The organism is Allobosea sp. 05T422_2, assembly GCF_056396265.1.
The window spans coordinates 1-26985 of record NZ_JBFTLD010000008.1 but is presented as its reverse complement, the minus strand read 5'-3'; the positions used below and the strand labels follow the sequence as shown (position 1 = coordinate 26985).

23 protein-coding genes are annotated in these 26985 nt (G+C 63.4%); 16 read left to right on the top strand and 7 right to left on the bottom strand.

All coding sequences use genetic code 11. From position 1 onward, the window contains the following. Positions 1–27: 27 nt before the first annotated feature. The 5 genes from AC1DJT_RS02865 to AC1DJT_RS02845 are packed head-to-tail and all read left to right on the top strand — an operon-like array spanning position 28 to position 4763. Entirely contained in the window at positions 28–1005 is a 978-nt protein-coding gene (locus AC1DJT_RS02865; protein ID WP_476768507.1) for an ABC transporter permease, read from the top strand. Further along, positions 1002–1910, top strand: coding sequence for an ABC transporter permease (locus AC1DJT_RS02860; protein ID WP_069879499.1), 909 nt, complete (start codon positions 1002–1004; stop codon positions 1908–1910). Before AC1DJT_RS02865 ends, AC1DJT_RS02860 begins: the two co-directional genes overlap by 4 nt. Then, on the top strand, positions 1907–2887 hold the full coding sequence (locus tag AC1DJT_RS02855; protein WP_069879500.1) for an ABC transporter ATP-binding protein: 981 nt from the start codon (positions 1907–1909) through the stop codon (positions 2885–2887). Before AC1DJT_RS02860 ends, AC1DJT_RS02855 begins: the two co-directional genes overlap by 4 nt. After that, on the top strand, positions 2884–3891 hold the full coding sequence (locus AC1DJT_RS02850) for an ABC transporter ATP-binding protein (protein ID WP_476833486.1): 1008 nt from the start codon (positions 2884–2886) through the stop codon (positions 3889–3891). Before AC1DJT_RS02855 ends, AC1DJT_RS02850 begins: the two co-directional genes overlap by 4 nt. Continuing rightward, positions 3888–4763, top strand: a complete 876-nt coding sequence (locus tag AC1DJT_RS02845) for an alpha/beta hydrolase family protein (RefSeq protein WP_441488307.1) — start codon at positions 3888–3890, stop codon at positions 4761–4763. Before AC1DJT_RS02850 ends, AC1DJT_RS02845 begins: the two co-directional genes overlap by 4 nt. 90 nt (positions 4764–4853) lie before the next feature. Here the strand turns inward: AC1DJT_RS02845 and AC1DJT_RS02840 are convergent, their stop codons facing one another. Then, positions 4854–6272: a M20 family metallopeptidase gene (locus AC1DJT_RS02840; protein ID WP_476833485.1), complete on the bottom strand. Its 1419-nt coding sequence runs from the start codon at positions 6270–6272 to the stop codon at positions 4854–4856. A 201-nt stretch (positions 6273–6473) separates the two neighbouring features. On the opposite strand from AC1DJT_RS02840, the gene AC1DJT_RS02835 reads away from it, so the two are divergent. The 4 genes from AC1DJT_RS02835 (at position 6474) to AC1DJT_RS02820 (ending at position 12169) form a co-directional block, all read left to right on the top strand. Further along, positions 6474–8261: a peptide ABC transporter substrate-binding protein gene (locus tag AC1DJT_RS02835; protein ID WP_476833484.1), complete on the top strand. Its 1788-nt coding sequence runs from the start codon at positions 6474–6476 to the stop codon at positions 8259–8261. Between the two features lie 169 nt (positions 8262–8430). Then, complete coding sequence (locus tag AC1DJT_RS02830; RefSeq protein ID WP_113510931.1) at positions 8431–9390, top strand: ABC transporter permease; 960 nt, start codon at positions 8431–8433, stop codon at positions 9388–9390. Beyond that, a complete protein-coding gene (locus AC1DJT_RS02825; protein ID WP_113510930.1) occupies positions 9356–10297 on the top strand; it encodes an ABC transporter permease in 942 nt (313 codons plus the stop codon). Before AC1DJT_RS02830 ends, AC1DJT_RS02825 begins: the two co-directional genes overlap by 35 nt. Before the next feature lie 21 nt (positions 10298–10318). Next, positions 10319–12169, top strand: coding sequence for an ABC transporter ATP-binding protein (locus AC1DJT_RS02820; RefSeq protein ID WP_476833483.1), 1851 nt, complete (start codon positions 10319–10321; stop codon positions 12167–12169). Positions 12170–12378: 209 nt separating this feature from the next. Here the strand turns inward: AC1DJT_RS02820 and AC1DJT_RS02815 are convergent, their stop codons facing one another. From AC1DJT_RS02815 to AC1DJT_RS02795, 5 genes are all read right to left on the bottom strand, one after another. Beyond that, positions 12379–13722 carry a nucleotide sugar dehydrogenase gene (locus AC1DJT_RS02815; RefSeq protein ID WP_476833482.1) on the bottom strand — a complete coding sequence of 448 codons (1344 nt, stop codon included), beginning with the start codon at positions 13720–13722 and terminating at the stop codon, positions 12379–12381. Between the two features lie 125 nt (positions 13723–13847). Continuing rightward, on the bottom strand, positions 13848–14621 hold the full coding sequence (locus AC1DJT_RS02810; protein WP_476826203.1) for an FkbM family methyltransferase: 774 nt from the start codon (positions 14619–14621) through the stop codon (positions 13848–13850). Positions 14622–14731: 110 nt separating this feature from the next. Beyond that, complete coding sequence (gene araD, locus AC1DJT_RS02805; RefSeq protein ID WP_441488313.1) at positions 14732–16462, bottom strand: L-arabinonate dehydratase; 1731 nt, start codon at positions 16460–16462, stop codon at positions 14732–14734. Between the two features lie 112 nt (positions 16463–16574). After that, positions 16575–17492 carry a dihydrodipicolinate synthase family protein gene (locus AC1DJT_RS02800; RefSeq protein ID WP_476768512.1) on the bottom strand — a complete coding sequence of 306 codons (918 nt, stop codon included), beginning with the start codon at positions 17490–17492 and terminating at the stop codon, positions 16575–16577. Next, the gene (locus tag AC1DJT_RS02795; RefSeq protein ID WP_441477023.1) at positions 17482–18186 is read right to left on the bottom strand and encodes a GntR family transcriptional regulator; all 705 of its coding nucleotides are present in this window, start codon (positions 18184–18186) and stop codon (positions 17482–17484) included. The genes AC1DJT_RS02800 and AC1DJT_RS02795 overlap by 11 nt, the downstream gene beginning before the upstream one ends. A 219-nt stretch (positions 18187–18405) precedes the next feature. Between AC1DJT_RS02795 and AC1DJT_RS02790 the strand changes: the two genes are divergently transcribed. The 3 genes from AC1DJT_RS02790 to AC1DJT_RS02780 all read left to right on the top strand — a co-directional run bounded on the left by AC1DJT_RS02790 (position 18406) and on the right by AC1DJT_RS02780 (position 21278). After that, positions 18406–19374, top strand: coding sequence for a Bug family tripartite tricarboxylate transporter substrate binding protein (locus tag AC1DJT_RS02790; RefSeq protein ID WP_441488315.1), 969 nt, complete (start codon positions 18406–18408; stop codon positions 19372–19374). A gap of 98 nt (positions 19375–19472) precedes the next feature. After that, on the top strand, positions 19473–20189 hold the full coding sequence (locus AC1DJT_RS02785; protein ID WP_476770690.1) for a ribonuclease activity regulator RraA: 717 nt from the start codon (positions 19473–19475) through the stop codon (positions 20187–20189). A gap of 198 nt (positions 20190–20387) precedes the next feature. Beyond that, on the top strand, positions 20388–21278 hold the full coding sequence (locus tag AC1DJT_RS02780; RefSeq protein WP_476770691.1) for a glycosyltransferase family 2 protein: 891 nt from the start codon (positions 20388–20390) through the stop codon (positions 21276–21278). On the opposite strand, the gene AC1DJT_RS02775 is transcribed toward AC1DJT_RS02780, so the two are convergent. Further along, complete coding sequence (locus AC1DJT_RS02775; protein WP_476770692.1) at positions 21275–22135, bottom strand: glycosyltransferase; 861 nt, start codon at positions 22133–22135, stop codon at positions 21275–21277. The genes AC1DJT_RS02780 and AC1DJT_RS02775 overlap by 4 nt on opposite strands. Positions 22136–22484: 349 nt before the next feature. On the opposite strand from AC1DJT_RS02775, the gene AC1DJT_RS02770 reads away from it, so the two are divergent. The 4 genes from AC1DJT_RS02770 to AC1DJT_RS02755 all read left to right on the top strand — a co-directional run. Beyond that, positions 22485–23351 (top strand): TylF/MycF/NovP-related O-methyltransferase, encoded by an 867-nt coding sequence (locus AC1DJT_RS02770; RefSeq protein ID WP_476770693.1) that lies wholly within the window; start codon positions 22485–22487, stop codon positions 23349–23351. A gap of 56 nt (positions 23352–23407) precedes the next feature. Then, the gene (locus AC1DJT_RS02765; protein ID WP_476770694.1) at positions 23408–24826 is read left to right on the top strand and encodes an MBOAT family O-acyltransferase; all 1419 of its coding nucleotides are present in this window, start codon (positions 23408–23410) and stop codon (positions 24824–24826) included. Positions 24827–24940: 114 nt separating this feature from the next. Further along, a complete protein-coding gene (locus AC1DJT_RS02760; protein ID WP_476833481.1) occupies positions 24941–25999 on the top strand; it encodes an alginate O-acetyltransferase AlgX-related protein in 1059 nt (352 codons plus the stop codon). Positions 26000–26131: 132 nt separating this feature from the next. Further along, a partial coding sequence (locus tag AC1DJT_RS02755) for a glycosyltransferase family 2 protein (protein WP_476833480.1) occupies positions 26132–26985 on the top strand: 854 nt, incomplete at its 3' end.

Genomic DNA, 26985 nt, shown 5'->3' with positions numbered 1-26985 from the left:
TAAGCGTAGCAGAGTCGATCAAACGCAATGACCGCCTATGTTTTGCAGCGGCTGATCCAGAGCGTCATCGTTCTGCTCGCGGTCTCGGTCGTGGTTTTCTTCGCCGTCTATGGCATCGGAGACCCGATCGAGCTCCTGGTCTCGCCACAGGTCAGTGCCGCCGAGCGCGCGGCCCTGATCAAGCGGCTCGGCCTCGACCTGCCAGTCTGGCAGCAATATTTCACCTTCATGGGCAATGCCCTGAAGGGCGATCTCGGGCGCTCCTTCGTGCATGGCGTGCCCGCGATCGAACTGATCCTCGCCCGTCTGCCCGCGACCTTCGAACTGGTGCTGCTGGCGATGATGCTGGCCGTCACGGTCGGTGTGCCACTCGGGCTGTTCGCGGGACTCGATCCTGACAGCCGGCCGTCACGGATCATCATGGCGAGTACCGTGCTCGGCTATTCCCTTCCGAATTTCTGGAAGGGGATGATGCTGATCCTGCTCTTTGCGGTCGTGCTTGGCTGGCTGCCGACGGCCGGCCGCGGCGAGACCGTCTCCGTGCTCGGCGTACAGACCAGTCTGCTCACGCTGGACGGGCTGCAGCATCTGATCCTGCCGGCGCTCAACCTCGCCATCCCTAATACGGCACTGATGATCCGCCTCGTCGCGGCCGGCACGACCGAGACGATGACGCAGGACTATGTGAAATATGCCCGTGCCAAGGGCGTGCGCCGCAAGCGGATCGTCGGTCGGCACGTGCTGCGCAACATCCTGATCCCGGTCGTGACGGTGGTCGGCATCGAGTTCGGCAGCCTCGTCGCCTTCTCCACCATCACTGAGACGGTCTTCGCCTGGCCCGGCATGGGCAAGCTCCTGATCGATTCGATCTACCAGCTCGATCGGCCGGTGGTCGTCGCCTATGTGCTGCTGGCAACGCTGCTCTTCGTCACGGTGAACTTCCTCGTCGATATTCTCTATGCCGCGCTCGATCCGCGCGTGAAGCTGACCGGAGACATGGCATGAGCGCGCCGGCGAAAGCTCCAGTCGTGCCGGCCTATGCCGATACGCCCCTGCGCGAGAAGGTGTTGCGCCGGATCCGGAACCGGCCGACGACGCGCGGCGCCGCGATCCTGCTCGGTATCCTTGTCCTGCTCGCCGTACTTGCTCCCGTCATCGCGCCGCAGAACCCGCACGACCTCGCCTCGTTGAGCGTGATGGACAACCGGCTGGCTCCGGGAGACAGCGGCATGACCGGCATCACCTACTGGCTTGGTAGCGATGCCCAGGGTCGCGACATGCTGAGCGCGATCCTCTACGGGCTTCGGACCAGCCTGATGGTTGGTCTCACGGCGACCGCGGGCGCGCTCGTCATCGGCATTACCGCCGGCCTGCTCGCAGCTCAGTTCGGCGGCGCGGTCGATGCCGTGATCATGCGCGTCGTCGACTTCATGCTCGGCTTTCCCTCGATCCTGATCGCGCTCGTGCTGCTCGCCTCGATCGGCCGTGGCGTCGACAAGGTGATCTTTGCGATCGTGCTGGTGCAATGGGCGCAATATGCACGATTGATGCGTGCCGCCGCCCTGGTCGAGCGTCGCAAGGAATATATCGAGGCGGCGCTGAATTTCGGTCTGCCGACCCGACATATCATGCTGGCCCATCTCCTGCCGAACTCGGTCGGCTCGGTGCTCGTGGTGGCCTCGATCAGCATTGCGAGCGCAATTACGCTGGAGGCGACCCTGTCCTTCCTCGGCGTCGGCGTGCCCGTGACGCAGCCTTCGCTCGGACTGCTGATCGCCAACGGCTTCGAATTCCTCCTCTCCGGCGAATACTGGATCGCGGTATTCCCCGGCATCGCGCTGGTGCTGCTCATCATGTCGCTCAATCTTGTCGGCGACCGCCTGCGCCGCAGCTTCAACGTGCGCTCATGAGTGCTCCGCTTCTCGAGGTCCGGGGACTCAGGACCGTCTTCCACGCGCTCGATGGCGCCTGGCCGGCCGTCGATGGCGTCGATCTCAGCGTCGCGCGCGGCGAGGTGCTCGGGCTGGTCGGAGAATCCGGTTCCGGCAAGTCGGTGACCGGTTTCTCGCTGGTCCAGCTCATCGATCCGCCGGGCGAGATCGTTGCGGGCGAGATCACGTTCGCCGGCGAGAACCTTCGCGAGGCGTCCGAAGAGCGGCTGCGCAAGCTGCGCGGCGATCGCATCGCCATGATCTTCCAGGATCCGCTGATGACGCTGAACCCGGTGCTCAGTATCGGCGAGCAGATGAGCGAGGCGATCCTGGAGCATCGCCAGTGCAGCCGCGCGGAAGCGCTGAGCGAGGCGGCCAAGGCACTGGCACGTGTCGGCATCTCCTCGCCGGAGGCACGCCTCAAGCAGTTTCCGCATGAGTTCTCGGGCGGCATGCGCCAGCGTGTCGCGATCGCGACCGCGCTGCTGAATGCACCCGACCTGATCATCGCCGACGAGCCGACCACCGCGCTCGACGTCACGATCCAGAGCCAGATCTTGTTCGAGGTCCAGAAGCTCAGCCGTGAAACCGGTACGGCCGTGCTGTGGATCACCCATGATCTCGCGGTMGTCGCCGAGCTCGCGGACCGGGTCGCCGTGATGTATGCCGGCCGGGTTGTCGAGATCGGTCCGGTCGACTCCGTGCTCGACCAGCCGCGGCATCCCTATACGCTTGGTCTGCTGAATTCCTCGGCCGCGATGGTCGAGCCGGGTGAGCGCCTGAACCAGATCGACGGCGTCGCGCCGCGGATCGATGGGCGCCCGAGCGGGTGCCCATTCCGCCCCCGCTGCAACCGGGTCCAGCCGATCTGCGCGGAGCAGGATCCGACGCCGACCGGGACCGCCGAACGCAGCTTCCGTTGCCATAACCCGGTTCCGCAGGGAGAGGCAGCATGAGCGCGCCCGTCTTCGAACTGAAGGGTGTGACTAAGCACTTCCGCCGCAGCCCCACCCTGGCGGAACGCATCCTGATGGCGACCGGTCGCGGCAAGGCGCCGCCGGCGCTGCGAGCCGTCGACGGCGTCGATCTCAGCGTCAAGCGCGGTGAAGTCCTTGGGCTCGTCGGTGAGTCCGGCTGCGGCAAGTCGACCCTGGCGCGTGTCGCCACCGGCATCCTCAAGCCGAGCACGGGCGAGGTCATCTACGAACAGAAGCCGGTGGCCGGGCTCAAGGGCAAGGACCGGCTCGAGTTCCTGCTCAAGGTCCAGATGATCTTCCAGGACCCCTACGCCTCGCTCGACCCGCGCATGAAGGTCAGCCGGATCGTCGGCGAGGCGCTGAGCGTCCACAAGCTGCTGCCGAAGGCGGAGATCGAGGCCGCTGTCGACCAGGCGCTGACCGAAGTCGGGCTCGATCTCGCCTATCGGGAGCGCTATCCGCACCAGTTCTCGGGCGGCCAGCGCCAGCGTATCGGCATTGCCCGCGCGCTCGCGGTGAAGCCTGATTTCCTGGTCTGCGACGAACCGGTGTCGGCGCTCGACGTGTCCATCCAGGCCCAGGTCATCAACCTGTTCATGGATGTGCGGGAGCGGCACGGGCTGACTTATCTCTTCGTCAGCCATGATCTTGGGCTGGTGCGCCATATCAGCGACCGGGTCGCGATCATGTATCTCGGCCGGATCGTCGAGATCGGATCTGCCACTGCCATCTTCGCCGAGCCGGCGCATCCCTATAGCGCGKCCCTGATCAAGGCGATCCCGTCGGCGGCCGGGCGCAAGCGCGATTTCCAGCCATTGAAGGGCGAGTTGCCGTCGCCACTCGCACCGCCGCCAGGCTGCCCGTTCCACCCGCGCTGCGAGCTCGCGATGCCCGTTTGCCGTGAGGTCCGGCCAAAACTGACCGAGATCGCGCCCGRCCGCAGCGCCGCCTGCCATTTGCACAAGGCCCCGGAGACCGCATGACCACCGCTTCGCTTACGCCCGCTATCGGCCGCAGCACTCTGCCTTTCGTCGATCGCTTTCATCCCGACAGGCCGCTCGAGGTCAATATCTATCGTCCCGCCGGCCACAAGCCGAACGACCCGGTAGTGGTCGTGCAGCACGGCATGCTGCGCAATGGCGACGAGTACCGCGATTTCTGGATCGATGCTGCGGAGAAGCACGGCCTCCTGATCGTCGCCCCGACCTTCTCCAACGAGCATTATCCGCAGGCCGAAGGCTATAATAACGGGCTCGTTCTCGGGGCCGGCGGCGCGATCGCTGCACGCGACACCTGGCTCTATTCCGTGCCGCAGCGTGTGCTCGAGGCGCTGCGTGCCGGTGGCGTCATCGACCGTCCGGTGATCCGCATCTTCGGCCATTCGGCCGGCGGTCAGTTCGTCCATCGGATGCTGGCGACGCAAGGCTCGGAACCCTTCGAGGCGGCGATGGCCTCCAATCCGGGCTGGTACACATTGCCTTGCCTTGACAGGAGTTTCCCGGAAGGCCTCGGTGAGCTCGGGCTGGATCAAGCGGCGCTGGCGCGTTGGCTTGCCTATCCGATGATCATTTTCGCCGGTGACCAGGACATCGCCACCGCCGATCCGAACCTGCCATCGCAGGCCGAGGCGCTGGCTCAGGGGCCGCATCGCTACGGCCGGGCCCACTTCATGCTCGACTTCGCCAAGCGCGAGGCGGCCCGGCTCGGGCTGCCCTGCAACTGGCAGCTGATCACGGTGAACGGAATCGGCCATGACGGCGCGGCGATGTCGCGTGCCGCAGCGGCCTACTGGTTCGAGGGCGGCCGTATTCCCTCAGCCGAGGAACTGGGCCAGCAGGCCGCTCCGGTCCTCTGAGGTCATCGTTCGTCGCGGCGTGCTGCCGCGGCGACTTGAAACCGAAAGCTGTCCCCAGCCGCCAGTGGCGGCTGGGGATTGTTTTATGTCTCAGCCGCGCGACATGTTCAGCGGCGGCTGCACTTCCCCCGGCAGTGGCGAGACATAGCCATCCTTGCCGACGCGGGTCTTCAGGTCGGCCTTTGCCGCAGCCATCAGGGCAGGGTCCGAGAGCACGGCGGCTCCGGTCGCTGCCATCGCCTTGGCAACCTGGACCATGGCCTTGTGCGCGGCCGGGCTTTTGCCCTGCGCCACCACCTGCCAGGTGTGGAAAGGCGTGCCGATCGCGACGGTTGGCGCGTGAGCCTGAACCGTCGGCACGACCCAGCTGACGTCGCCGACATCCGTCGAGCCGATCATCGGATTGCGCGGCGCGTCGAGCGGGACAACGAAATCGGCAAGCGGAGCCTCGGTTTCAGGCAGGCCGATCGAGCGCCAGGAGGAAGCGATCTCCTGAGGCGAGAGCGTCGAGCGGATATCGCGGGCGAAGGCGCGGTCGGTCTCGTCGAAATGCGGAGCGCCGAGCTCCTCCAGAATGTCGTGCATCGCCTTCTCGAGCGGGGTGTTGCCGACGACGTTCGAGACGGCGCTGATGATGCGCATCTCCATCTTGGTTTCGGTCATCAATGCCGCGCCCTCGGCGATCTTGCGGACGCGTTCGACGAGCTCGAGCATGCCGGGCAAATCGCGCGCGCGAATCGAGTAGCGGACGCGCGCATGCGCCTGCACGACGTTGGGGGCGATGCCGCCCGTATCCAGCAGCGCGTAGTGCACGCGCGCGTCGCTTGGCATGTGCTCGCGCATATAGTTGACGCCGACACTCATCAACTCGACGGCGTCGAGCGCGCTGCGGCCGAGATGCGGCGAGGCCGCAGCATGGGCGGCGCGGCCGGTGAAGATGAAATCGGCACGCGTATTGGCGAGCGAGAGGGGAGGGGTGACCTCCCAGAAGCTCGACGGGTGCCAGGAAATCGCAACATMGGCGTCGTCGAAGGCACCCGAGCGGACCATGAAGGCCTTGGCTGCGCCGCCTTCCTCAGCAGGGCAGCCATAGTAGCGTACGCGCCCCGGGATCTTGTTCTCGGCCAGCCAGTTCTTCATCGCGGTGGCGGCGAGCAGTGCGGCGGAGCCGAGCAGGTTATGCCCACAGCCATGACCATGGCCGCCATCCTCGAGCGGCTGGTGCGTGGCAACACCCGCCTCCTGGCTGAGGCCGGGGAGTGCGTCATATTCGCCGAGGAAGGCGATGACCGGGCCGCCTTCTCCGGCCTCGCCGATGACGGCCGTCGGGATGTCGGCGACGTTCTCGGTGATTCGAAAGCCCTGGTGGCGGAGCTCGGCGACATGTTCGGCCACGGAGCGCTGTTCGGTATAGCAGACCTCGGGCATGCCCCAGACCCGTTCGCTCAGCGCGATGAAGCGCTCCTTGCTTGCGTCAACCTGGCGCCAGAGGTCGTTTCGATTGTCCATTTTTATCTCGCTTCTAAGTGTTTCCGCATTTGAGCAAGCCAGGAGAGGCTCGTCCAGTCAGTTCCAAGCGGGACTGCAAGGCGCTGCGCTGCATGGTTGACGCGCTCTTTGGCACATGCCTTGCTGGGAGCAGCTTGAGGGAAAAGCAGGGGGCGCAAGACCTCCGGAGTTTTGTCGGTTGCCGATTGGCGGAGGGTATGTATGAACGAACACGGCCTGCGAGGTTTGATCGCGGATGTGAAGGAAGGTGGCCTGTCGCGGCGCTCCTTCGTGCAGAAGATGGTGGCGCTGGGACTGAGCGCACCGATCGCAACCCAGATGCTGGCCTGGAACGGCGTCGCGATGGCGCAGCCGGTCGACGATTACAAGCCGACCAAGGYCGGTGGCGGCGGGCCGCTGAAGATCCTGCTCTGGCAGGCGCCGACCCTGCTGAACCCGCATTTCGCCTCTGGCACCAAGGACCAGGAGGCCTCGCGCGTCTTCTATGAACCGCTCGCCGGCTGGGATGCCGAAGGCAATCTCATTCCGTGCCTCGCTGCTGAAGTCCCTTCCAAGGAGAATGGCGGTCTCTCGGCCGACGGCAAGTCGGTGACGTGGAAATTGAAGCAGGGCGTCAAATGGCATGACGGCAAGCCGTTCACCGCGGATGACGTCGTCTTCAACTGGGAATATGCAGCCGATCCGGCCACCGCCGCCTACACCACCGGCTCCTACAAGGACATCAAGGTCGAGAAGCTCGACTCCCACACCGTCAAGGTCATCTTCGCCGAGGCAACGCCGTTCTGGGCCGATGCCTTCGTCGGCGTCGCCGGCATGATCATCCCGAAGCACCATTTCGGCGAGTTCAAGGGGGCCAAGTCGCGCGAGGCTCCGGCCAATCTGAAGCCCGTCGGCACCGGCCCCTACAAGTTCGTCGACTTCAAGCCAGGTGACATCGTCACCGGCGAGCGCAACCCCGATTATCACGTCAAGAACCAGCCGCATTTCGACACGATCGAGGTCAAGGGCGGCGGCGACGCAGTCTCGGCGGCGCGCGCCGTGCTGCAGACCGGCGAGTTCGACTATGCCTGGAACATGCTAGTCGAGGACGAGATCCTCAAGCGCATGGAGACCGGTGGGCGCGGGCGCGTGCTGGCGGTTCCTAGCGGCAATATCGAGTTCATCATCCTCAACACGACGGATCCGTGGACCGAGGTCGATGGCGAGCGTTCGAGCATCAAGACCAAGCATCCGACGCTCAGCGRTCCGACCGTGCGCCAGGCGATCAACCTGCTGATCGACCGYGATTCGATCCAGAAATTCATCTATGGCCGCGGCGGCACGGCGACGGCGAGCTTCGTCAACGAGCCGAAGATGTTCAAGTCGAAGAAGCTGAAATACGAGTTCAGCGTCGAGAAGGCCAACAAGATCCTCGACGACGCCGGGTGGAAGAAGGGCGCCGACGGCATCCGCGAGAAGGATGGCAAGAAGCTGAAATACGTCTTCCAGACCTCGATCAATGCGCCGCGCCAGAAGACCCAGGCGATCATCAAGCAGGCCTGCCAGCGCGCCGGCATCGATCTCGAGCTGAAGTCGGTGACCGCGTCCGTGTTCTTCTCCTCGGACGTCGCCAACCCCGACACCTACACCAAGCTCTACTGCGACATGGAGATGTACACCACGACGCAGCCGCAGCCTGATCCGGAGCGCTTCCTCAACCAGTTCACCTCCTGGGAGATCGCCAACAAGGAGAACAAGTGGCTCGGTCGCAACGTCTCGCGCTACGCCAGCAAGGAAGCGGACGACGCCTACAAGGCTGCGCAGAAAGAGCTCGACCCAGCCAAGCGCGCCGCGCTGCTGATTAAGGTMGATGAGGCCTTCTGCGAGGCCAACGTCATCCTGCCGCTTCTGTCGCGTACGCGCGTCGCCGCGGCGGCCAACAACCTGGTGCCGAAATATAGTGGCTGGGACAGTGACGTCTGGCGACTGGCGAGCTGGTATCGCAGCTAGTAGAAGCGGCCAATCCCTTAGCGAAAGCGCAATGCGCTCTCGCTAAGGGTGAGTACCGACCGTTCATTGACCGGCCGGAGCCGGATCATCGCAGGGGCGTCTTCGTCGCTCCCTGCATCCTTCGGTTCCGGTTTACGGTCCCGATCCGCACGCTGACAGAGACCTGTACATGGCGAGTTACCTCATAAGGCGATTGCTCATCGCCATTCCGAGCCTTCTAGGCATCAGCCTGATCCTGTTTACGGTTCTTGCGCTGGCGCCTGGCGACCCGTTCGAGGAGCTCGCGACCAATCCCAATGTGCCTCCCGAAGTCCGAATGGCGTTGCGCGCGAAGTTCGGCATCGATGATCCGGTCATGGTGCGCTATGTGCGCTGGCTGACGGCCATGGTGCAGGGCGACTGGGGCTTTTCCTTCGCCAGCCGAATCAATGTCGACGATCTCATCCTGCAGCGGGTCCCGACGACGCTCTTCGTCGTTGGCAGCTCGCAGCTGCTGGCGCTTGCGATCGCGCTGCCGGTCGGCATCTATGCCGCGACGCGGCCTTATTCGGTCTTCGACCAGATCGCCAACACGCTCGCCTTCGTCGGTTTCTCGCTGCCGACCTTCTTCACCGGCTTGCTCTTCATCCTGCTGTTCTCGATCAAGCTGGACTGGCTGCCCTTCGTCTATCGCTCCGATATCGCGGCGACAGGCTGGCGCTGGTACTGGGAGATGATGCGGCAGGCGCTGATGCCGATCCTGGTGCTCGGTCTCTTTCAGGCAGCCTCCTATACGCGCTATGTGCGCTCCGCCGTGCTCGACGTCGTCAGGCTCGACTATGTCACCACCGCCCGGGCAAAGGGCCTCAGCGAGACGAAGGTGACGATCCGGCATGTGGCGCGCAACGCGCTGATCCCGGTCGTCACGCTGGTCGCGCTGCAGATGCCGGCGGTCTTCGGCGGTGCTATCGTCACGGAACAGATTTTCCGTGTGCCCGGCATCGGCTCGCTGCTGATCACGGCGATTCTCGCCAACGACACCCCTGTCGTCATGGCGGTGACCTTCGTCTTCGCCTGCCTCGTCGTTTTCTTCAACCTCATTGCGGATCTCCTTTATGGCTGGCTCGACCCTCGTATCTCCTTCCGCTGAGCCGACTTCCGGCTCGCCGGCGCGGAGCGTGTCGGTCTCGCCAGCGCGCGAGACCTGGCGCCGCTTCCGCAGACACCGCCTGGCAATGATCAGCACGATCGTGCTCGGCCTGCTTGTGCTCGGCGTCGTCATTGGCCCGTGGCTCTGGCCCGTGGCGATCAACGATATCGACTTCGCGGCACAGCTGCAGACGCCGTCCTGGAGCCATCCGTTCGGCACCGACGATCTTGGCCAGGATATTCTGGCGCGGATGATCTATGGCGGGCGCATCTCGCTCGCAGTCGGCCTCGCCGCCATGGTGGTCGCCACGTTCGTCGGCGTCGTCGTTGGGGCGATCGCCGGCATGTCGCGCGGCTATGTCGACTCCTTCCTGATGTGGGTCACCGACCTCTTCCTGTCGCTGCCGCAGCTGCCGCTGCTGCTGCTGGTGATCTATCTGTTCCGCGAACAGCTCAAGGCCGTTTTCGGGCTTGAGGGCGGCGTCTTCGTCCTGATCGTTGTCGTCATCGGCGGGTTGCGCTGGATGCCTGTTGCCCGCCTGGTCCGGGCCCAGTTCTTCTCGCTGCGCGAGAAGGAGTTCGTGGAGGCGGCGCGTGCGTCGGGCGCGACGAAATGGCGGCAGGTCGTCAGCCACATCCTGCCCAACGCGATGGGACCGGTCATCGTTGCCGGCACCATCGAGGTGTCGTCCGCGATCATCGCCGAATCGACCCTGTCCTTCCTTGGTCTCGGCTTCCCGCCGGACATCCCGACCTGGGGGCGGATCCTGTTCGACGCCAAGGATCATCTCGATGTCGCTCCGCACTGGGCCTTGTTCCCTGGTGCCGCGATCTTCCTCACCGTTCTCTCGATCAACTTCATTGGCGATGGCTTGCGCGACGCGCTCGACCCGCGCCGCGTGATCTAGGAAAGACTGGAAAGCTTCAGCATGACCTCTCCCATTCTCTCCGTTTCGCATCTGACCACCTCGTTCCGTGTCGAGGGGCAGTGGCGCTCCGTGGTCCGCGACGTCTCCTTCGATATCGGACCGAAGGAAACGGTGGCCGTCGTTGGTGAATCAGGCTCCGGCAAGAGCGTGACGGCGCTCTCGATCATGCGGCTGACACCGCCCGGCTCGAGCAAGATCGAAGGCTCGATCAAGCTCGGCGGCAAGGAACTGCTGACCTTGCCCGATGCCGATATGCGCCATATCCGCGGCAACGAAGTCGCGATGATCTTCCAGGAGCCGATGACGAGCCTGAATCCGGTGCTGACCATCGGCTTCCAGATCGCCGAGGCGCTGATCCTGCACCGCGGCCTGTCGCGCAGTGCGGCCGAGGCCGAGACGATCCGGCTCTTGGAGAAGGTCCGTATTCCGGCGGCGAAGTCGCGCTTCAACGAGTACCCGCACCGCTTCTCCGGCGGCATGCGCCAGCGCGTGATGATCGCGATGGCCTTGGCCTGCAAGCCGAAGCTCCTGATCGCGGACGAGCCGACGACAGCGCTCGACGTAACGATCCAGGCGCAGATCCTCGAGCTCATCAAGAGCCTGCAGGACGAGGAGGGCATGTCCGTCCTCTTCATCACCCACGACATGGGCGTAGTCGCCGAAATCGCCGACCGCACGGTGGTGATGTATAACGGCCAGGCGGTGGAGACCGGCGCCACCGAGGATATCTTCGCCCGCGCCACGCACCCCTATACCCGGTCGTTGCTTTCAGCGGTGCCGAAGCTGGGCTCGATGATTGGCCACAAGCGGCCGATGCGCTTCCCGGTCGTCGATCGGGCGACCGGCCTGTCCGATGTGCCGACGGAGACCTCCGACACCGTGGCTCATGCTGAGCGGCCGGTGCTCGAGGTCAGCGGGCTCACCACCCGTTTCGAAATCCGCGCGGGGCTGCTCGGCGGCGTCAAGGGCCGGGTCCATGCGGTCGAGAACGTCTCCTTCAGCCTGCAGGCGGGCGAGACGCTGGCGCTGGTCGGCGAATCCGGTTGCGGCAAGTCGACGACGGGGCGTTCGGTGATGCGGCTGATCGAGCCGCTCTCCGGCTCGGTGCTGCTTGACGGCGAGGATGTGCTGAAGCTCGACCAGCGGACCCTGCGCGACCGGCGCAAGCGCATGCAGATGATCTTCCAGGACCCCTTCGCCAGCCTCGATCCGCGCATGAATGTCGGCGCGGCGATTGCCGAGCCGCTGCTGATCAACAAGCTCGCGACCCGCTCGGAGGCCCGCGACAAGGTCGCCGAGCTGCTGCGCCGCGTCGGGCTTCAGCCCGATATGGCAAGCMGCTTCCCGCATGAGTTCTCGGGCGGCCAGCGCCAGCGCATCTGCATTGCACGCGCACTCGCGGTCGAGCCGCGGCTGATCGTGGCGGATGAATCGGTTTCGGCGCTCGACGTCTCGGTCAAGGCGCAGGTGATCAACCTGATGCTCGAGCTGCAGGAGCGCATGAAGCTCGGCTATCTCTTCATCTCGCATGACATGGCGGTGGTCGAGCGCGTCAGCCATCGGGTGGCGGTGATGTATCTCGGCGAGATCGTCGAGATCGGCCCGCGCGAGGCGATCTTCGGCAATCCGCAGCACCCCTACACCAAGCGGCTGCTTGCGGCAGTGCCGGTGCCGGATCCGGCACGGCGCCTCGAGAAGCGCCCGGTCTCGAACGACGAGATCAAGAGCCCGGTGCGTGCGCCCGACTACGTCCCGCCGGTCCGCCAGTTCCGCGAGGTCTCACCCGGCCACGCCGTGATGATCTGGGGCGAGGAATGGGAAAAGCCGGCTGTGGTGGCGAAGGTGGCGTGAGGCCGTCGAAGCGAGGGACCTTGCCCTTTGCTTCCCAGACATAGCTTATAACCGCCGGGCCAGACGCTGGCCCGGCGGTTTTTTACGCCCGGGGTGCAGGCCACCTGCTGATATGAAGCAGACCTTCGCTCACACGATTTGGCAGAAGCAATTGTGAACTGCTCGGGGTCGTTGAGCCGGATCGACCGGCCGCCGATCCGCCTGGCTTGTTACGCCTTGAATACGTTTGCGCCACTTACTCCGTGTCGCGCACAGGCGTTGCGCGTGTCCACGATCAGATGGGCGTGCTCCACCAGAAGCCGGTAGTCGACGATGTCGTGATCCGTCGCGATCAGAACGGCATCGAAGCTAGCCAGAGCTTCCGCATCGAGCGCCGGGATCCCCTTCTTTCCGGTCAGCTCCGGGTATTCGCGCGTCGGCCGGATCACTGGCACATGGGGGTCGTGGAACGCGACATGGGCGCCCCGCCTTTCAATCAGCTCGATCAGTTTGAGCGCGGGGCTTTCCCGCATGTCGTCGATATTCTTCTTGTAGGCGATGCCGAGGACGAGGATACGGGCATCGCTGAAATTCTTGCGGAGCTGCGTATCGACCAGCTCCGCCAGGCGGTTGACCACCAGATAGGGCATATGGGTGTTGACTTGGCCTGCGAGCTCGATGAAGCGCGTCGTGATGTCGTATTCGCGCGCCTTCCACGTCAGGTAGAAGGGGTCGATCGGGATGCAGTGGCCACCGAGGCCGGGGCCCGGATAGAAGGGCATGAAGCCGAAGGGCTTGGTCTTCGCCGCCTCGATGACCTCCCAGATGTCGATGTCCATCGCGCTGTAGACCTGCTTCAGCTCATTGACGAGCGCGATATTGACTGCTCGGAAGATATTTTCGGTCAGCTTGACGGCTTCCGCGGTTGCGGTTGATGAAACAGGCACCGTTCTGACCACAAGTGCGCTGTAGAGCGCGTCGGCCATTGCCAAGGCATCTGGCCCGTCGCCCCCGACCACTTTGGGKATATCCGATGTGCMGAAGCTGGGGTTGCCCGGATCCTCGCGTTCAGGCGAGTAAGCCAGGAAGAAATCCTGACCGCTTGCCAGCCCGGATACGCCTTCCAGGATCGGACGCATCACCTGGTCTGTGGTTCCGGGATAGGTCGTCGATTCCAGCACGATCAGTTGGCCGCGCTGCAACCGGGGCGCGATCGCCTCTGCAGTCTTGACCACATAGGACATGTCCGGCTCGCGGTGCCGCGTCAGTGGCGTCGGCACGGCGATGAGCAGGGCGTTCGGCTCGGACAGCCGATCGAAGTCGGTCGTGGCGGCGAACCGGCCGCTGCTGATGCCCTCTGCGATCGGTTCGGACGGGATGTGCTTGATGTCACTCTGGCCGGAATTGATCAGCGCGACGCGGTCGCGATCGATGTCAAAGCCGATGACGCTGAAGCCCTTGCGTAGCGCCGCCAATACGAGTGGAAGGCCCACATAGCCCAGGCCAATGATGCCGATGGTCAAGGAGCGATCATGGGTGCGCTCGATGAAGCGCTGCGCGGCTTCCGAATTCACATTGCACTCGCGCTTTACGCCGAACCCGTGGGGCGGCTGTTTCGTGCGTGAGCTTGTTCCAGACTTGCGAAAACGCGTCAACACAAGCTGGGAGGAGGCACGCCATGGGCCTGTCCGGACGCCAGCTAATCCTTGTAGAGGCTCTTGAAATACCGGTTGATGCCGTCGAGATCGACCGCGGCACCGTGATTTCGTTCGCAGAGGAGCTGCTGGTGAAAATACCAGTCGTCGAAGCCGACATTGAGCCGATCATAGCCGGCCTCGGCCAGAAGGAGCCTGATCTCCTCCCGGCGCGGCTCGACGAAATTGTGCTCGATGGTGAAGAGCGGGATCCGGTGGCGAGCCAAGTCGATGCTGCGCAGAATGTCGAGTTCGGAGCCTTCCGTATCGAGCGAGACATAGTCGAAGCCGTTTAGCGCGAAATCACCCATCGCAGCGATCTCGTTGAAGGTGATGGTCTCGACCTGGATCAGGCCCTTCTCCGCGACGACCTGGCGACGATGCCTGGCATAACCGTCGCTGTCGGCGAACTCCTCGAGGGTGCCGATCTCCTGGGAGGCAACGAAGTCAAGGACCCTGCCGGACTCGCGATAGACAGCCTTTTCCAGGCAGATCGCCGTGCGGTTCTGCCGGAGCTTCGCAAAAAGTTCGGGGTTGGGCTCGACCGCCACACCCGTCCAGCCATGTTCGGTTTCGAGGAAGTAGCTGTTGCTGTGGAGGACGCCATCGAAGGCGCCGATCTCGGCGAAGCGGCCGCCACGCCTGCCATTGCACATGGCGAAGACCCAGCGCTCCTGCTCGATCTGTGAATTGGTCGGCATCTCGTAGGCAAGGCGTGGGTCGAAGGAGAGCGTGTCGTCATACCCCATCGTCATCAACTGCCCCATCGCCTTAGCCACGCCATTTCGGCGCTCGCATCGATAATGCCCTGGGCTCTCGGCCAGTCCAAGGCAGGTTTGGTCTGTCGTGAGGCTTGCTGCTTCCACGGCCGTGGTCATTCTGAGGTCGCTCAGTGAATCTCCGGTTCCGCCACCTTGGCCGTGCCCTCCAGGTAGTCGAAATCGCAGCCCTTGTCGGCCTGGCGGATATGGGCGGCGGACATGCGGCCATAGCCGCGAGCATAATTGCGGTCGGGTGGTGACCAAGTGGCGAGGCGACCGGTGATTTCGTCGTCGCTAAGCTCGACGGAGATACTGCGAGCCTCGACATCGACAACGATGATGTCGCCGGTCTGAACCGCGGCGAGAGGCCCCTTGATATAAGCCTCCGGCGCGACATGGAGCACGCAGGCGCCGTAGCTGGTGCCGGACATGCGAGCGTCCGAAATGCGCAGCATGTCGCGCACACCCTGCTTCAGCAGTTTTTTGGGAATGGGCAGCATGCCCCATTCCGGCATGCCCGGGCCGCCGACCGGGCCGCAGTTCTTCAGGACCATGACGTGATCGGCGGTGACATCGAGGTCCTCGTCGTTCACCGCGCGCATCATCGCGTCGTAATCCTCGAAAACCAGAGCCGGGCCGCGATGTTGGAGCAGCCGAGGCTCGGCCGCGGAAGGCTTGATGACACAGCCATCGGGCGCAAGATTGCCCTTCAGGACGGCAAGCCCGTTGGCGGTCGAGACGGCCCTGTCGAGTGGACGAATGACGTTGTCATCATAGACCTGTGCGAGCGCGATCGTCTCGGCAAGTGGCTTTCCTGTCACTGTCATGGCGTCGGTATGCAGCTTGCTCTCAAGCTGTTTCAACAGAGCGGGGAGACCGCCGGCATAGAAGAAATCCTCCATCAGAAAGTCGCCGGACGGCCGCAGATTGGCGATCACCGGCACCGTGCGCGAAAAGGTGTCGAAATCCTCCGGCGTCAGCGGCACACCGGCCCGACCCGCCATCGCGATCAGGTGGATGATCGCATTGGTCGAGCCCGCCACCGCCATATGGACGGTGAGCGCGTTCTCAAAGCTCTTTCGGGTCAGGATGCGGTCGGGGGTCAGGTCCTCCCAGACCATTTCGACGATGCGCTTTCCCGCGGCCGCGGCCATGCGGGGGTGGGCGGCATCGGCGGCGGGGATCGCGGAGGCGCCGGGCAAGGTGAGGCCGAGCACCTCGGCATGGCTCATCATGGTCGCCGCGGTACCCATCACCATGCAGGTGCCGTGCGAGCGGGCGATACCGCTTTCCATCTCGCGCCATTGGCCGTCGGTGATGTTACCGGCTTCCTTCTCGGCCCAGTATTTCCAGACATCGGCCCCGGAACCCAGCACCTTGCCGGCCCAGTTGCCGCGCAGCATCGGGCCGGCCGGCACGAAGATGAAGGGCAGGCCCGCGCTGCATGCGCCCATCACGAGGGCGGGCGTGGACTTGTCGCAGCCGCCGAGCAGCACCGCGCCGTCGAGTGGATGGGAACGGATCGATTCCTCCGCCTCCATCGCCAGGAAGTTGCGGTAGAGCATCGTTGTCGGCTTCTGATACTGCTCGGAGGCTGACATCACCGGGATTTCGACCGGGAAACCGCCCGCGGCCCAGACCGCGCGCTTCACCGCCTCGGCCCGGTCGCGCAGATGGGTGTGACAGGGGTTGATCTCGGACCAGGTGTTGAGGATGCCGATGACCGGCTTGCCCATGAACTCCTCGTGATTGAGGCCCATCTGCAGCGCCCGCGAGCGATGACCGAAGGAACGCAGGTCGCTGGCGCCGAACCAGCGCCTGCTGCGCAGCGTCTCGGGCGTCTTGCGGGGGTGGGGCATGGTGTTTCCTCGGATGTTTCTTGCTTGTGGTCCTGACCGCCATTGCGCGCGGTGCGCCGGCGGGGATGCGGGCCGCATGCCTTGTCGCAGTGCTCTGCGATGACGCTTGCGGCTATTCCGCTGCTGCTTGCCGTGCGCCCCAGCCAGCAACGACACGGCGCAGCTCGGCGCGCTCGCTCTCGTTCAGTTCGGGAAGGCCGGGCAGGCGGACGGGGCCGACCGGCGTGCCCAGCAGGCCGAGCGCCTCCTTGACCACGGTCACATTGGCGCCGTTGCCATACTTGGTACGCAGCGTCTCGAAACCGGCGATCTCGTCGACGAGGTGTCGGGCGAGTTCATAATCGTTGCCTTCCAGCGCCCGCCAGATCGCCAGCGAGCGTTCGGGCACGACGTTGACCAGTCCGGAGGTGAAGCCGCGGGCGCCGAGCGCGTGGAACGGTGCGGCCCAGCCTTCGGCCAGTCCACAGATCCAGTTCGCACTGGTGCCCTGGGTCGCGCGCACGCATTCGGCCAGCAGCATCATGTTGTTTGACGCGAACTTCACGCCGGCGACATTGGCGTGGGTCGCGACGCGGGCGAGGTCCTTCACGCCGATCGCGTCGGAGCGGATATAGGCGACGACCGGAATCGGCAGAGCCTCGGCAATGGCGAGAATGTAATCGGCTTGCGATTGCGGCGCGGCAAAGGGATCGAGCGGGTGATGCACCATCACCGCATCGCAACCGGCCGCAACTGCGAGTTTGCCGGTCGCAATCGCTTCGCGAAGGGAGCGGCCGATGCCGGCCGTGACCAGCGACTTGCTGGCCGCAGCTTCGGCGGCGACAGCATGGCTGCGGACGACCTCGTCGGTGGTCATCGGGTAGAATTCGCCGGTATTTCCGGCCGAGACGATATTGTGGATGCCGGCCTCGGCAATGCGCCGGACGATCTGGCCGGTCAGGGCCCAGTCGGCCTCGCCGTCGCCCTTCCAGGCTGTGACATGCACACCGGATATTCCGCGTAATGCGGTCCGCAAGCGGTCATTCGTCATAGGCCAATCCCTCCGCATCCGAGCCGAACACCTGGCGCACATGGCTCTTGGCCGAGCGCACGATGTGGCTCCTCATTCGCTGCTCGGCGAGCTGCGGCTTGCGCCCAGCCAGCGCCTCGAAGATTCCCTGGTGTTCGACAAAACCCTGGCGGCGTTCGTCCTGCTCGCCGAGCAGTGCGATGCGCTGGGCGTGATCATACATGCGCTGTCCGTCCAGCCGGCGCTCCAGATAGGCGCAGCCCGAGATCCGGTGGATCGCGCCGTGGTAGGCCTCGTTCAGATTGACGAGGTCCTCGAGTGCGCTGTGCTCGGTCGCGTGCGCCATGTCGTCGATCAGCCGCGACATGTCGCGGATCTCGGCGTCGCTGATGCGATTGGCGGCGATATGGGCCATCACGCTTTCGATTGCGGCGCGGCCAAGCGCCATCTCCAAAGCCTGGCGCGCGGAGAAGAGCACGAAGACGCCGCGTCGTGCCTCTGTGCGGACAAGCCCTTCGCTTTCGAGCTTACGGATCGCGTCCTTCACCGGGGTTGTACTGACGCCGAGCATTTCGGCGAGCTGACGCTCGTTCAGCCTCTCCCCGTTCTGGAAGCTGCCGGCCACGATCGCGCGACGCAGACGCTCATGCACATGCTCGCGCAAGGAGCGCAGCAGGTGAGGGGCGACGGGTTCGATCGTGGTGGTCTCGGTCATCATAGTCCCAGCATGTGCGGGGGAGGCACCGAAATCCCGATCGGGCTCCGGCGTTCCGCCCTGCATCGCCGCATCAAACATCACAAACATCAAGTCCGAACAAGTCTGAAATTTCAGATTTCAAATCTGAAATGCTGTGCTATGCCCTGCGGCAAGGAGCCCGGGAAGGGTCGAGCCGGCGCGAATTGCGCGGGCGCTGCAACAAGGGAGGAAGACCTGATGAGTTTGACGCGACGCGCGGCGATGGCCGCCGCCTGCCTGATGATCGCCCCGGCTGCCCTGGCGCAGTCGGATTATCCCTCGAAGGTCGTGACCATCGTGGTGCCCTTCGCGGCCGGCGGCACGACCGACCTTCTCGGCAGAATTCTGGCCGAGCGGCTGGCCGTGCGGCTCAATGGCAAGTTCATCGTCGAAAATCGGGCGGGCGCGGGCGGCAACACCGGTGTCGCTGCCGTCGCGAGGGCGCCGGCCGACGGCTATACGCTGACCATGGGCACGGTCTCGACCCATGCGATCAACCCGGCCGTCTACAGCAAGATGCCCTTTGACCACATCAAGGATTTTGCGCCGATCTCGCAGGTGGCGAGCGTGCCGAATATCCTGATGGTCAATCTCGACCTGCCGGCGAAGTCGGTACCGGAACTCATCGAACTGCTGAAGAAGAACCCGGGCAAATACTCGTTCGGCTCGTCCGGCGCCGGCACCTCGACGCATATGGCAGCCGAGTTGTTCAAGGTCGCGACCGGCACGGATATGGCCCATGTACCCTACCGATCGAGCGGGCAGGTGACCCAGGATCTGCTCTCCGGCCAGATCCAGCTTTCCTTCGACAACATCACCATAGCGTGGCCGCATGTGGAAGCCGGCAAAATCAGGGCACTCGCGACCGCAACGCCGGAACGGCTCGCCGTGGCCAAGGACCTTCCGGCGCTGGCCGAGTTCATTCCGGGCTATGCCGCGACCTCCTGGCACGGCTTCTTTGCGCCTGCCGCGACGCCGAAACCGATCGTCGACAAGCTTTCTGCCGAGGTGCAGGCGATCATGCGCGAGCCGGCAACCGTCGAGCAGCTCAGGAAGCTTGGGGTCGACCCGGTTGGCTCGAACCAGGCCGATTTCACCGCCCATATCGCCGCCGAAACCAAGCGTTGGGCCGAGGTGGCGCAGAAGGCGAATGTAAAGATCGAGTGAAACGCGATGGCTCCGAGGCTGCGCGGCGGTGCAGCCCCGGGGCGGCGACTATCAGCGTCGTATGCCGCCTCCTTTGAGCGAATGAGGATCACCTTCCGATGACGTCCTTGCTGACCCCCGAAAATCGCGAAAAGCTGAAGCGCGTCTCCAGCGCCACATTGACGACCGCGCTGTTTAAGTGCGGCTTCCGCAATGTCTTCATTCAGGACGTGCGGCCGCTGGGAACCGCGGCGCCGCGGATGGTCGGCGAGGCCTATACGCTGCGCTACATCCCGGCGCGTGAGGATCTCGACCATCTCGGCGTCTTCGCCGATATCGAGCATCCGCAGCGCAAGGCGGTTGAGGCGTGCCCGCCGGGCCATGTCATGGTGATCGACAGCCGCAAGGACGCGCGCGCGGCGTCGGCTGGCGGCATCCTGGTCTCGCGGCTGATGCAGCGAGGCGTTGCCGGCGTTGTCACCGATGGCGGCTTCCGGGATTCGCCAGATATCGCGCAGATGCCGTTTCCGGCCTTTCACAGCCGGCCGAGCGCTCCTACCAATCTGATCCGCCACCACGCGGCCGATATCAATGTCCCGATCGGCTGTGGCGATGTGCCGGTGTTCCCCGGTGACATCGTGGTTGGAGACGGTGAGGGGGTCTGCGTGATCCCGGCGCATCTCGCCAATGAGATCGCCGAGGAGGCCTATGAGCAGACGGCCTACGAGGATTTTGTCGAAGAACGTGTCCGCGCCGGCGAAACCATTTTCGGGCTTTATCCGGCCAATGCCGAGACCAAGGCGAAGTTCGCGGTCTGGCGGACGGGGTGGGCTTGAATATCCCCGCTCGCGTGTCATCTACTCCAGCGACGTTGACAGGCTAGGTCATGTCAGGCTCCGACGGCCCGGTGCCTTTATCGCCGTTGCGATGCTCGTTGCGGTCGCGCACTCCCGTCGAGGCCAATGAAGGGCAATGCCCGGCGCAGGCGCATTGGGCTACAAGGTGTGGTGTGTGCGGTCTCAGTCGGATTCCCTATGAAAGTTTCGGTCATTATCCCGGTTTACCGCCGACAGCAGGAGGCGGATGTCGCGTTGCGGTCCGTTATCCAGCAAGACGGCGTCGATTTCGAGGTTATTGTCGTCGATGATGGCTCGCCCGAGCCCTATCGGGTTCCACTTGATTGTGCCCACGATCCGCGCGTACGCCTGATCCGGCTCAGCCGGAACGCGGGTGCTGCCGCCGCTCGGAACCGCGGAATTAGCGAGGCTACGTCTCCCTGGATCGCGTTCCTCGATTCAGACGATATCTGGTTGCCGGGCAAGCTTGCCCGTCAGGTGGCTTTCGCCGAAGACGGAATGGCACGTGGGTGGCCGTCGCTAACCAGCGTGGCGACCGGCTTTCGCCGGCTCGAGCTGGCAACCGGCGCCACAGCGATCCGAATTCCAGTGGCCAGCGCAGACCCTGCCGATTTCGCGTCAGGCTGTTGGTTTGGGCCCGGCTCGACGGCGCTGGTACCGCGCGAAGCATTCGCGCGTGTTGGTCTTCTCGACGAGAGGTTAGAGCGGCTGGAGGATCTCGATTGGTTTCTGCGCCTTGCGCTGGCGGGAGGGGGCGTCGCCGTTGTTGACGCCGTCGAGGTCGAGGTCCGCGTGGGTGGGCGCCCGTCCCGCGACCGATTGGACCGCGCAGCGTCCATTCTCTCGGAGAAATGGCTGGCGCGGGGTGCAGCGCATCGATTGCCCCAGCCCCTCAGACGCAACATGGCCGCCTATCTCGCTATCGAAAAGGCCTCGACGCGGTACTTCTCCGGCGATCTGGGAGGGTGCGTGCGAGCCTTGGCTCATTCGTGGCTGCTGCGACCCCGGTTCAGGTTGCACCTGCAGAGATGGTGGCTCGGATCGGAGCGGGCATCACCCAATGGCTAGTAGCCGGATAGTCGGCCTCGCCATTTACGGGCCAGAATTAGACCGCGCCACAGGTCGATCGGCCCCATGGGCGCACCCTGTTGCTGCTTTTGCCCCTTAGCTATAGCGGGCGGCCGGCTGCGACTGACCCGCATTTTCAACGCCGCGACGGCGCCCGCCGCACTTGCCAGTTGGCGAATTCTGGGATCGGCGTCTGTGGTGAGGAAGCGAGCCAGCTGGGCTTCTGCCTCGTAAACGCGCTGCCGGCCTGCTCGATCGCCCGAGATCGTATGCGATCCCTGATGAACCCTGTAGAGGTAGAGTGGTGTTTCGACACTGACGCCAGTTACGCCCGTGCGAGCGAAGCGTGCCATGAACTCCCTGTCGGCCGCGAGGCCGATATCCGTTCGGATGGGGCCCGCGCCCTGAAGAACGTTGCGTCGAAACAGGCGTGCATTGATCGCCGGAACACCGAATAGAGCCCCTTCTGCGGTAAGAGGGGCTGGATGCGATCGGAGAAGCGCATCGTTGAGGCCCGATCCGAAAAGAGCGGGAGCGCTGGCGAATCCGGTATCGGGGCGCGCCTCGAGTATTCCGATGGCCTGGCCAAGCGCCTCGTCCAATAGCAGGTCGTCGCTGTTCAGGATCAGGCAGTAGTCGCCCGTCGCGGCCGCGATCGCTTGGTTCATGCCGTCATAGATGCCAGTATCGCGCCGAGAAACCACTTTGAGGCCGGCGTGAGCAGTCGCGATCGCCAAGGTCCCGTCGCTGGAGTTGCCATCCGCCACCAGGATCTCGACGGCTGCCGTGCTCCGGATCGATCGAGAAATGCTTGCCAGTGCGTCCGGCAGAAACTCCTCTGCATTGCGCGTCGCCATAATGATACTCACCGTTGTCAAGGGGCACCTCTCGGGTCTTCTTGCGCTGCAGTATGGCGGAAGCAGAATTGTGCCTAAGTGCGGGGCATTGGCGGCAGTTGCAAGGCGATTTCGCGCGTAGAGATCGGGCGCTGCAGCGGGAGATGCCTGATGAATCGATATGCGGGATAAGCAACCTCAGCGCTTGTCGTAGACGATTCAACGAGGTATCGACCCGTCGGATCATTCGTGGTTGATCGTGATTGTTGGTGCGCTGTGCTCGGGCCTTCGGGCTTACGGCGTCCGGATCGGCATGTGTCTCGATGTTTCCCGAAAGGGGCGGGGCGGGAAAAAGTAGGGGATATCGACAATGAGCCTGAAGAATGCTGTCCGCGATCTGGCGCGGTCATTTGGATACGACATTCGCCGCATTCAGGCCGTGACGCGCGTCGAAAACGCCGGGAGTGTCGAGGACGAACTCAACGAACTCCGCAACCGGCTCGTCTTGAGCGAGACCATGCGCACGATTCACAGGCGCGACGGCCAGGAGATCGAGGCTCTCTTGCGCATGACCGCGCTGCCGGATCTCCCCGCCAACCCCGGCCGTGAGGAGCGTCTGGCAGATCTGATCGGTACCAATGTCTGCGAGGCTCTCTACCTCCTTGACGCGTTGCATAAGGCGCTAAAGGTCGAAGGCGACATCTGCGAATTCGGTGTTGCCCAGGGCGCTACGTCCCAGCTCATCGCTAGCGAGATCATGGACACCAAGCGGGTGTTCTGGCTGTTCGATTCCTTCGAAGGCCTGCCGGCTCCGACCAAGGAAGACAAGCTGATCGACGATATCTTTGGCCTCGGCTCGATGGAGCGCTATCGCGGCACCATGAAGTCGGCCGAGACCGAGGTGCTCGGTCGCCTTGAGAAGGTGAAATTCCCCAAGGATCGCCTGCGGGTGATGAAGGGGTGGGTCAATCAGACAATCAAGCGGCCCGATGTGCCGCAGCGGGTCGCCTTCGCTTATGTCGACTTCGATTTCTACGAACCGATCAAGGACGCTCTGCACTTCCTCGACGCCCGCATGCTGCCGGGGGCCCGCGTAGTCGTCGACGATTACGGCTTCTTCTCCGAAGGTGCCCAGCTAGCGACCGACGAGTTTGTCGCTGAGATGAATGGGCGCTGGAAGCTGGATAAGCCGCTGACACTCGCCGGTCATTTCGTAACCCTCGAGAAATTGAGCTAGTCCCCCGCCTGCATTGCTGCAGGCGAAGGCACGCACGTTAGGCGCTGGCAAAAACGATGGTCTTCAGTAGTATCGTTTTCCTCTACTACTTTCTTCCGATCACGCTGATTTGCTTTTATGCCTTCGGTCGCAGCAAGAATGTGCTTCTTGCCTTTAGCCTGTTTTTTTATGCTTGGGGCGAGCCGCTCTATATATTCCTGCTGCTCGGGTCCATCGGGTTAAACCATCGACTCGGCATCATGATTGATGCCGAGTCAGACAAGAGGCGCCGCAAGCTGATCCTTGCCGCCGGTGTCTCGGTATACCTGCTGATCCTGATCATCTTCAAGTATCTCGGCTTCCTCGCCGAAACCGTTGCCTTTCTTTTCAACCAAGCGGCTCCGAGTGGGGCGTTCGTGAAGATCGCCTTGCCACTTGGCATTTCGTTCTACACTTTTCATGCCCTGTCCTATCTGATCGACGTCTACAGGCGGGACGTTCCGGCTGAGCGCAGCCTGCGCGACCTCGCCCTTTACATCTCGATGTTCCCGCAACTCGTGGCGGGACCAATCATCCGTTACAAATTCATCGTGACCGAGCTCCACCAGCCGGTTTTCACCATGGAGCGTGTCGCGGCAGGAATCCGGATATTCGTGATTGGCCTCGGCCAGAAAGTGCTCATCGCCAACACGATAGCGGCCAGTGTCGACGTTGTTTTCGCGTTGCCGAGCGATCAGCTGTCCACCAGTATCGCCTGGGCCGGCGTCATCGGCTACACGTTGCAGATCTACTATGATTTTGGCGGCTATTCGCTGATGGCGATCGGTCTCGCCCTCATGATCGGTTTCACTTTCCCGATCAACTTCAACTATCCCTATGCCTCGCTCTCGGTGACGGAATTCTGGCGCCGCTGGCATATCTCGTTGTCGTCCTGGTTTCGCGATTATGTCTACATCCCACTTGGCGGAAATCGCGGCTCGCCTCTCCAGACCTATCGCAACCTCTTCATCGTCTTTCTTCTATGCGGCATCTGGCACGGCGCGTCCTGGAACTTCGTCGTTTGGGGGATGCTCCATGGTACGGCATTGGTGATGGAGCGAGCGGGTGTCGGCGCGCGGCTGGAAAGATTGCCGACCGTCATCCGTGCGGTCTACACGTTGCTCCTCGTCATGCTGGCTTGGGTATTCTTCCGGGCAGACGGCATGGGCCAGGCCATGAGCTTCCTAAAGGCGATGGTGGGGTTGGGGGCGCCAGCGCCGTTTGCGCCCACCCTGGAGCGGCTCATCGGCGCAGACGTGCTGCTCGCTTGTCTGGTCGGACTTGCCGCTGCGGGTCCATGGGGGCAGGCCGCACTGGACGGCATGTCACGCTGGTTCATCAGGATGTGGCCGGTGGTTGATTTCGTGCGCCTTGCCGGTCTGGTGCTGGTCCTGGGGTTGGTCTCTATGAGTCTCGCCGGCGGGGCCTATAATCCCTTCATCTATTTCCGGTTCTGAGYGGGGGCCATGCGGGCAGAGATCGATCGCGCCGTCACTCTGGCGCTCAGTCGGCCCTGGCGCATTCCGTCATGGCTGGTCATCGCGGTTTTCGGGCTGATCTCGCTCGCGCCGATGGTGTTGCAGTTCGTCGGCGGGGCGGGGATGGGGCAGGGCGAGAACCGTTTGCTCGCCCGTGCTCCCGGCTGGCAAGATTTGGCGCGCCCACTGAAGCTGTCGCGGCTGCTCGAKACTTATGTCAACGACCATTTCGGCTTGCGCGATCAGCTCGTTCGCCTCAACAGCCTGACCCGTCACAGTCTTGGCGTCAGCAGCAATCCCCAGGTTGCTATCGGTCGCGATGAATGGCTGTTCTACACGGCCGAACGGATCATGGAGCAGCATACGGGTCAGGATATCTTCACGCAGGGCGAACTCGAGCAGTGGGTGGCCCGCATGGAGGCTAATCGGGAATGGCTCGCCAAGCGCGGCATCGCCTTCGCTATGCTGCTGGCACCTGACAAGAACACGATTTATCCCGAGATGCTTCCGCAATATCCGCGTCGCGCCGGCGCCTTGACGCGCGCAGATCAGATCGCCGCGCGGCTGCAGGGAACAGCGCTGACATTCATCGATCCGCGCGAAGCGATCGTCGCGGCCAAGGCGAAGCATCCCGGCCTCTACTTCAAGGGCGATACCCATTGGTCTCAGCGTGCCTCGCTGATTGCGTATGACATGCTGATGGCAAGCCTGAAGCCGAGCTTTCCGATGCTGGCGATCGATCCGATCACCGATTTCACATCGAGCCAGGGACCGGTCCCCAGCGATCTCCTGTACCTTCTGGGGCTGCACAAGGATCTCGCATTTACTGGAGAAAACCTTAATGGCCAGGGGCCGAGCCGTATTCTGACCTCCGAGATTCGCAAACCTGGAAATGGCTGGGGCTGGCCCATTACCTTCCGCACGACGGACCGCCGGCAGGCGCCGCGCGCGGTGATCTTCGGCGATTCATTCACCGACTACGTACTGGGCCCCACGGCGCTGTTCCAGACGTTCCGCGACCCCGTCTACACACATCACAACGTAGCGAACTTCAATTTTGCGCTGGTCGACGAGGTGAAGCCCGACCTCGTCCTCTTCGTCGTCGCCGAACGCTATCTCAAGACGATTCCCGGCCCGCCGGTGGGCTTCTGATAGTCTAACATTCCGTCTGAGACGCGACTGTCTGGTTGTGCCGTCGAAAGAACCGTGGCATGGCACCCCGCCCGCCGTAGATCGCAGCCCGTCCGGTCGAAGAAGTCGGGTCCCGATGCAAGCGAGAGACGAATGGATTCTGTAAGCTCATCCACGCAGTTTCGCGTTGCCGTTCTGATACCGTGCTACAATGAAGCTGTGACGGTTGCCGCAACCGTTGCAGGGTTTCAGGCTTCGCTACCGGAGGCTGAGATCTACGTGTACGACAATAACTCGACGGACGGCACCGCCGATATCGCCCGAAAGACGGGTGYTATCGTTCGGACTGAGACGCGGCAGGGGAAGGGCAATGTTGTCCGGCGAATGTTCGCGGATATCGAGGCTGATATCTACATAATGGTCGACGGTGATGCGACCTATGATGCGAGTGCGGCTCCCGTATTGCTCGCGCAAGTCGTTTCGGGCCCATACGATATGGTCAATTGCGCGCGCGTCGCCGAGAGTGCGGATGCGTACCGAGCCGGGCACGCTTGGGGCAACAAGATGCTCACAGGCCTGGTTCAGAACATCTTCGGATCCGCAACGACGGATATGCTCTCTGGGTACAAGGCMTTCTCCCGCCGATATGCGAAGTCCTTTCCCGGCATGTCACACGGTTTCGAGATAGAAACCGAGTTGATGGTCCATGCGCTTGAAATGAAGATGCCGCTGTCCGAGATCAGCACCGTCTACAACGAGCGGCCTGCTGGCTCACAGAGCAAGCTGCGCACTTATCATGACGGCTTCCGGATATTGAAGCTGATCGGCTTCCTTGTGAAGGAGGAGCGTCCCATGGCATTTTTCTCTGCGGTAGCCGGGGTGCTTGCTCTGATTTCCGTTGTTATCGGCGCTTCGGTCGTCGCAGAATTCATCGAAAGTGGATTCGTGCCGCGGCTGCCGACGGCGGTGCTGGCTGTCGGGCTGATGTTGTCGTCACTGCTGTCGCT

What these genes read in the sequence shown, in the direction of transcription:
- AC1DJT_RS02865 (WP_476768507.1), top strand. Translation starts at nt 28, where the DNA reads ATGACCGCCTATGTTTTGCAGCGGCTGATCCAGAGCGTCATCGTTCTG.
- AC1DJT_RS02860 (WP_069879499.1), top strand. Translation starts at nt 1,002, where the DNA reads ATGAGCGCGCCGGCGAAAGCTCCAGTCGTGCCGGCCTATGCCGATACG.
- AC1DJT_RS02845 (WP_441488307.1), top strand. Translation starts at nt 3,888, where the DNA reads ATGACCACCGCTTCGCTTACGCCCGCTATCGGCCGCAGCACTCTGCCT.
- AC1DJT_RS02830 (WP_113510931.1), top strand. Translation starts at nt 8,431, where the DNA reads ATGGCGAGTTACCTCATAAGGCGATTGCTCATCGCCATTCCGAGCCTT.
- AC1DJT_RS02825 (WP_113510930.1), top strand. Translation starts at nt 9,356, where the DNA reads ATGGCTGGCTCGACCCTCGTATCTCCTTCCGCTGAGCCGACTTCCGGC.
- araD (WP_441488313.1), bottom strand. Translation starts at nt 16,462, where the DNA reads ATGCCCCACCCCCGCAAGACGCCCGAGACGCTGCGCAGCAGGCGCTGG.
- AC1DJT_RS02800 (WP_476768512.1), bottom strand. Translation starts at nt 17,492, where the DNA reads ATGACGAATGACCGCTTGCGGACCGCATTACGCGGAATATCCGGTGTG.
- AC1DJT_RS02795 (WP_441477023.1), bottom strand. Translation starts at nt 18,186, where the DNA reads ATGACCGAGACCACCACGATCGAACCCGTCGCCCCTCACCTGCTGCGC.
- AC1DJT_RS02790 (WP_441488315.1), top strand. Translation starts at nt 18,406, where the DNA reads ATGAGTTTGACGCGACGCGCGGCGATGGCCGCCGCCTGCCTGATGATC.
- AC1DJT_RS02785 (WP_476770690.1), top strand. Translation starts at nt 19,473, where the DNA reads ATGACGTCCTTGCTGACCCCCGAAAATCGCGAAAAGCTGAAGCGCGTC.
- AC1DJT_RS02780 (WP_476770691.1), top strand. Translation starts at nt 20,388, where the DNA reads ATGAAAGTTTCGGTCATTATCCCGGTTTACCGCCGACAGCAGGAGGCG.
- AC1DJT_RS02775 (WP_476770692.1), bottom strand. Translation starts at nt 22,135, where the DNA reads ATGGCGACGCGCAATGCAGAGGAGTTTCTGCCGGACGCACTGGCAAGC.
- AC1DJT_RS02770 (WP_476770693.1), top strand. Translation starts at nt 22,485, where the DNA reads ATGAGCCTGAAGAATGCTGTCCGCGATCTGGCGCGGTCATTTGGATAC.
- AC1DJT_RS02765 (WP_476770694.1), top strand. Translation starts at nt 23,408, where the DNA reads ATGGTCTTCAGTAGTATCGTTTTCCTCTACTACTTTCTTCCGATCACG.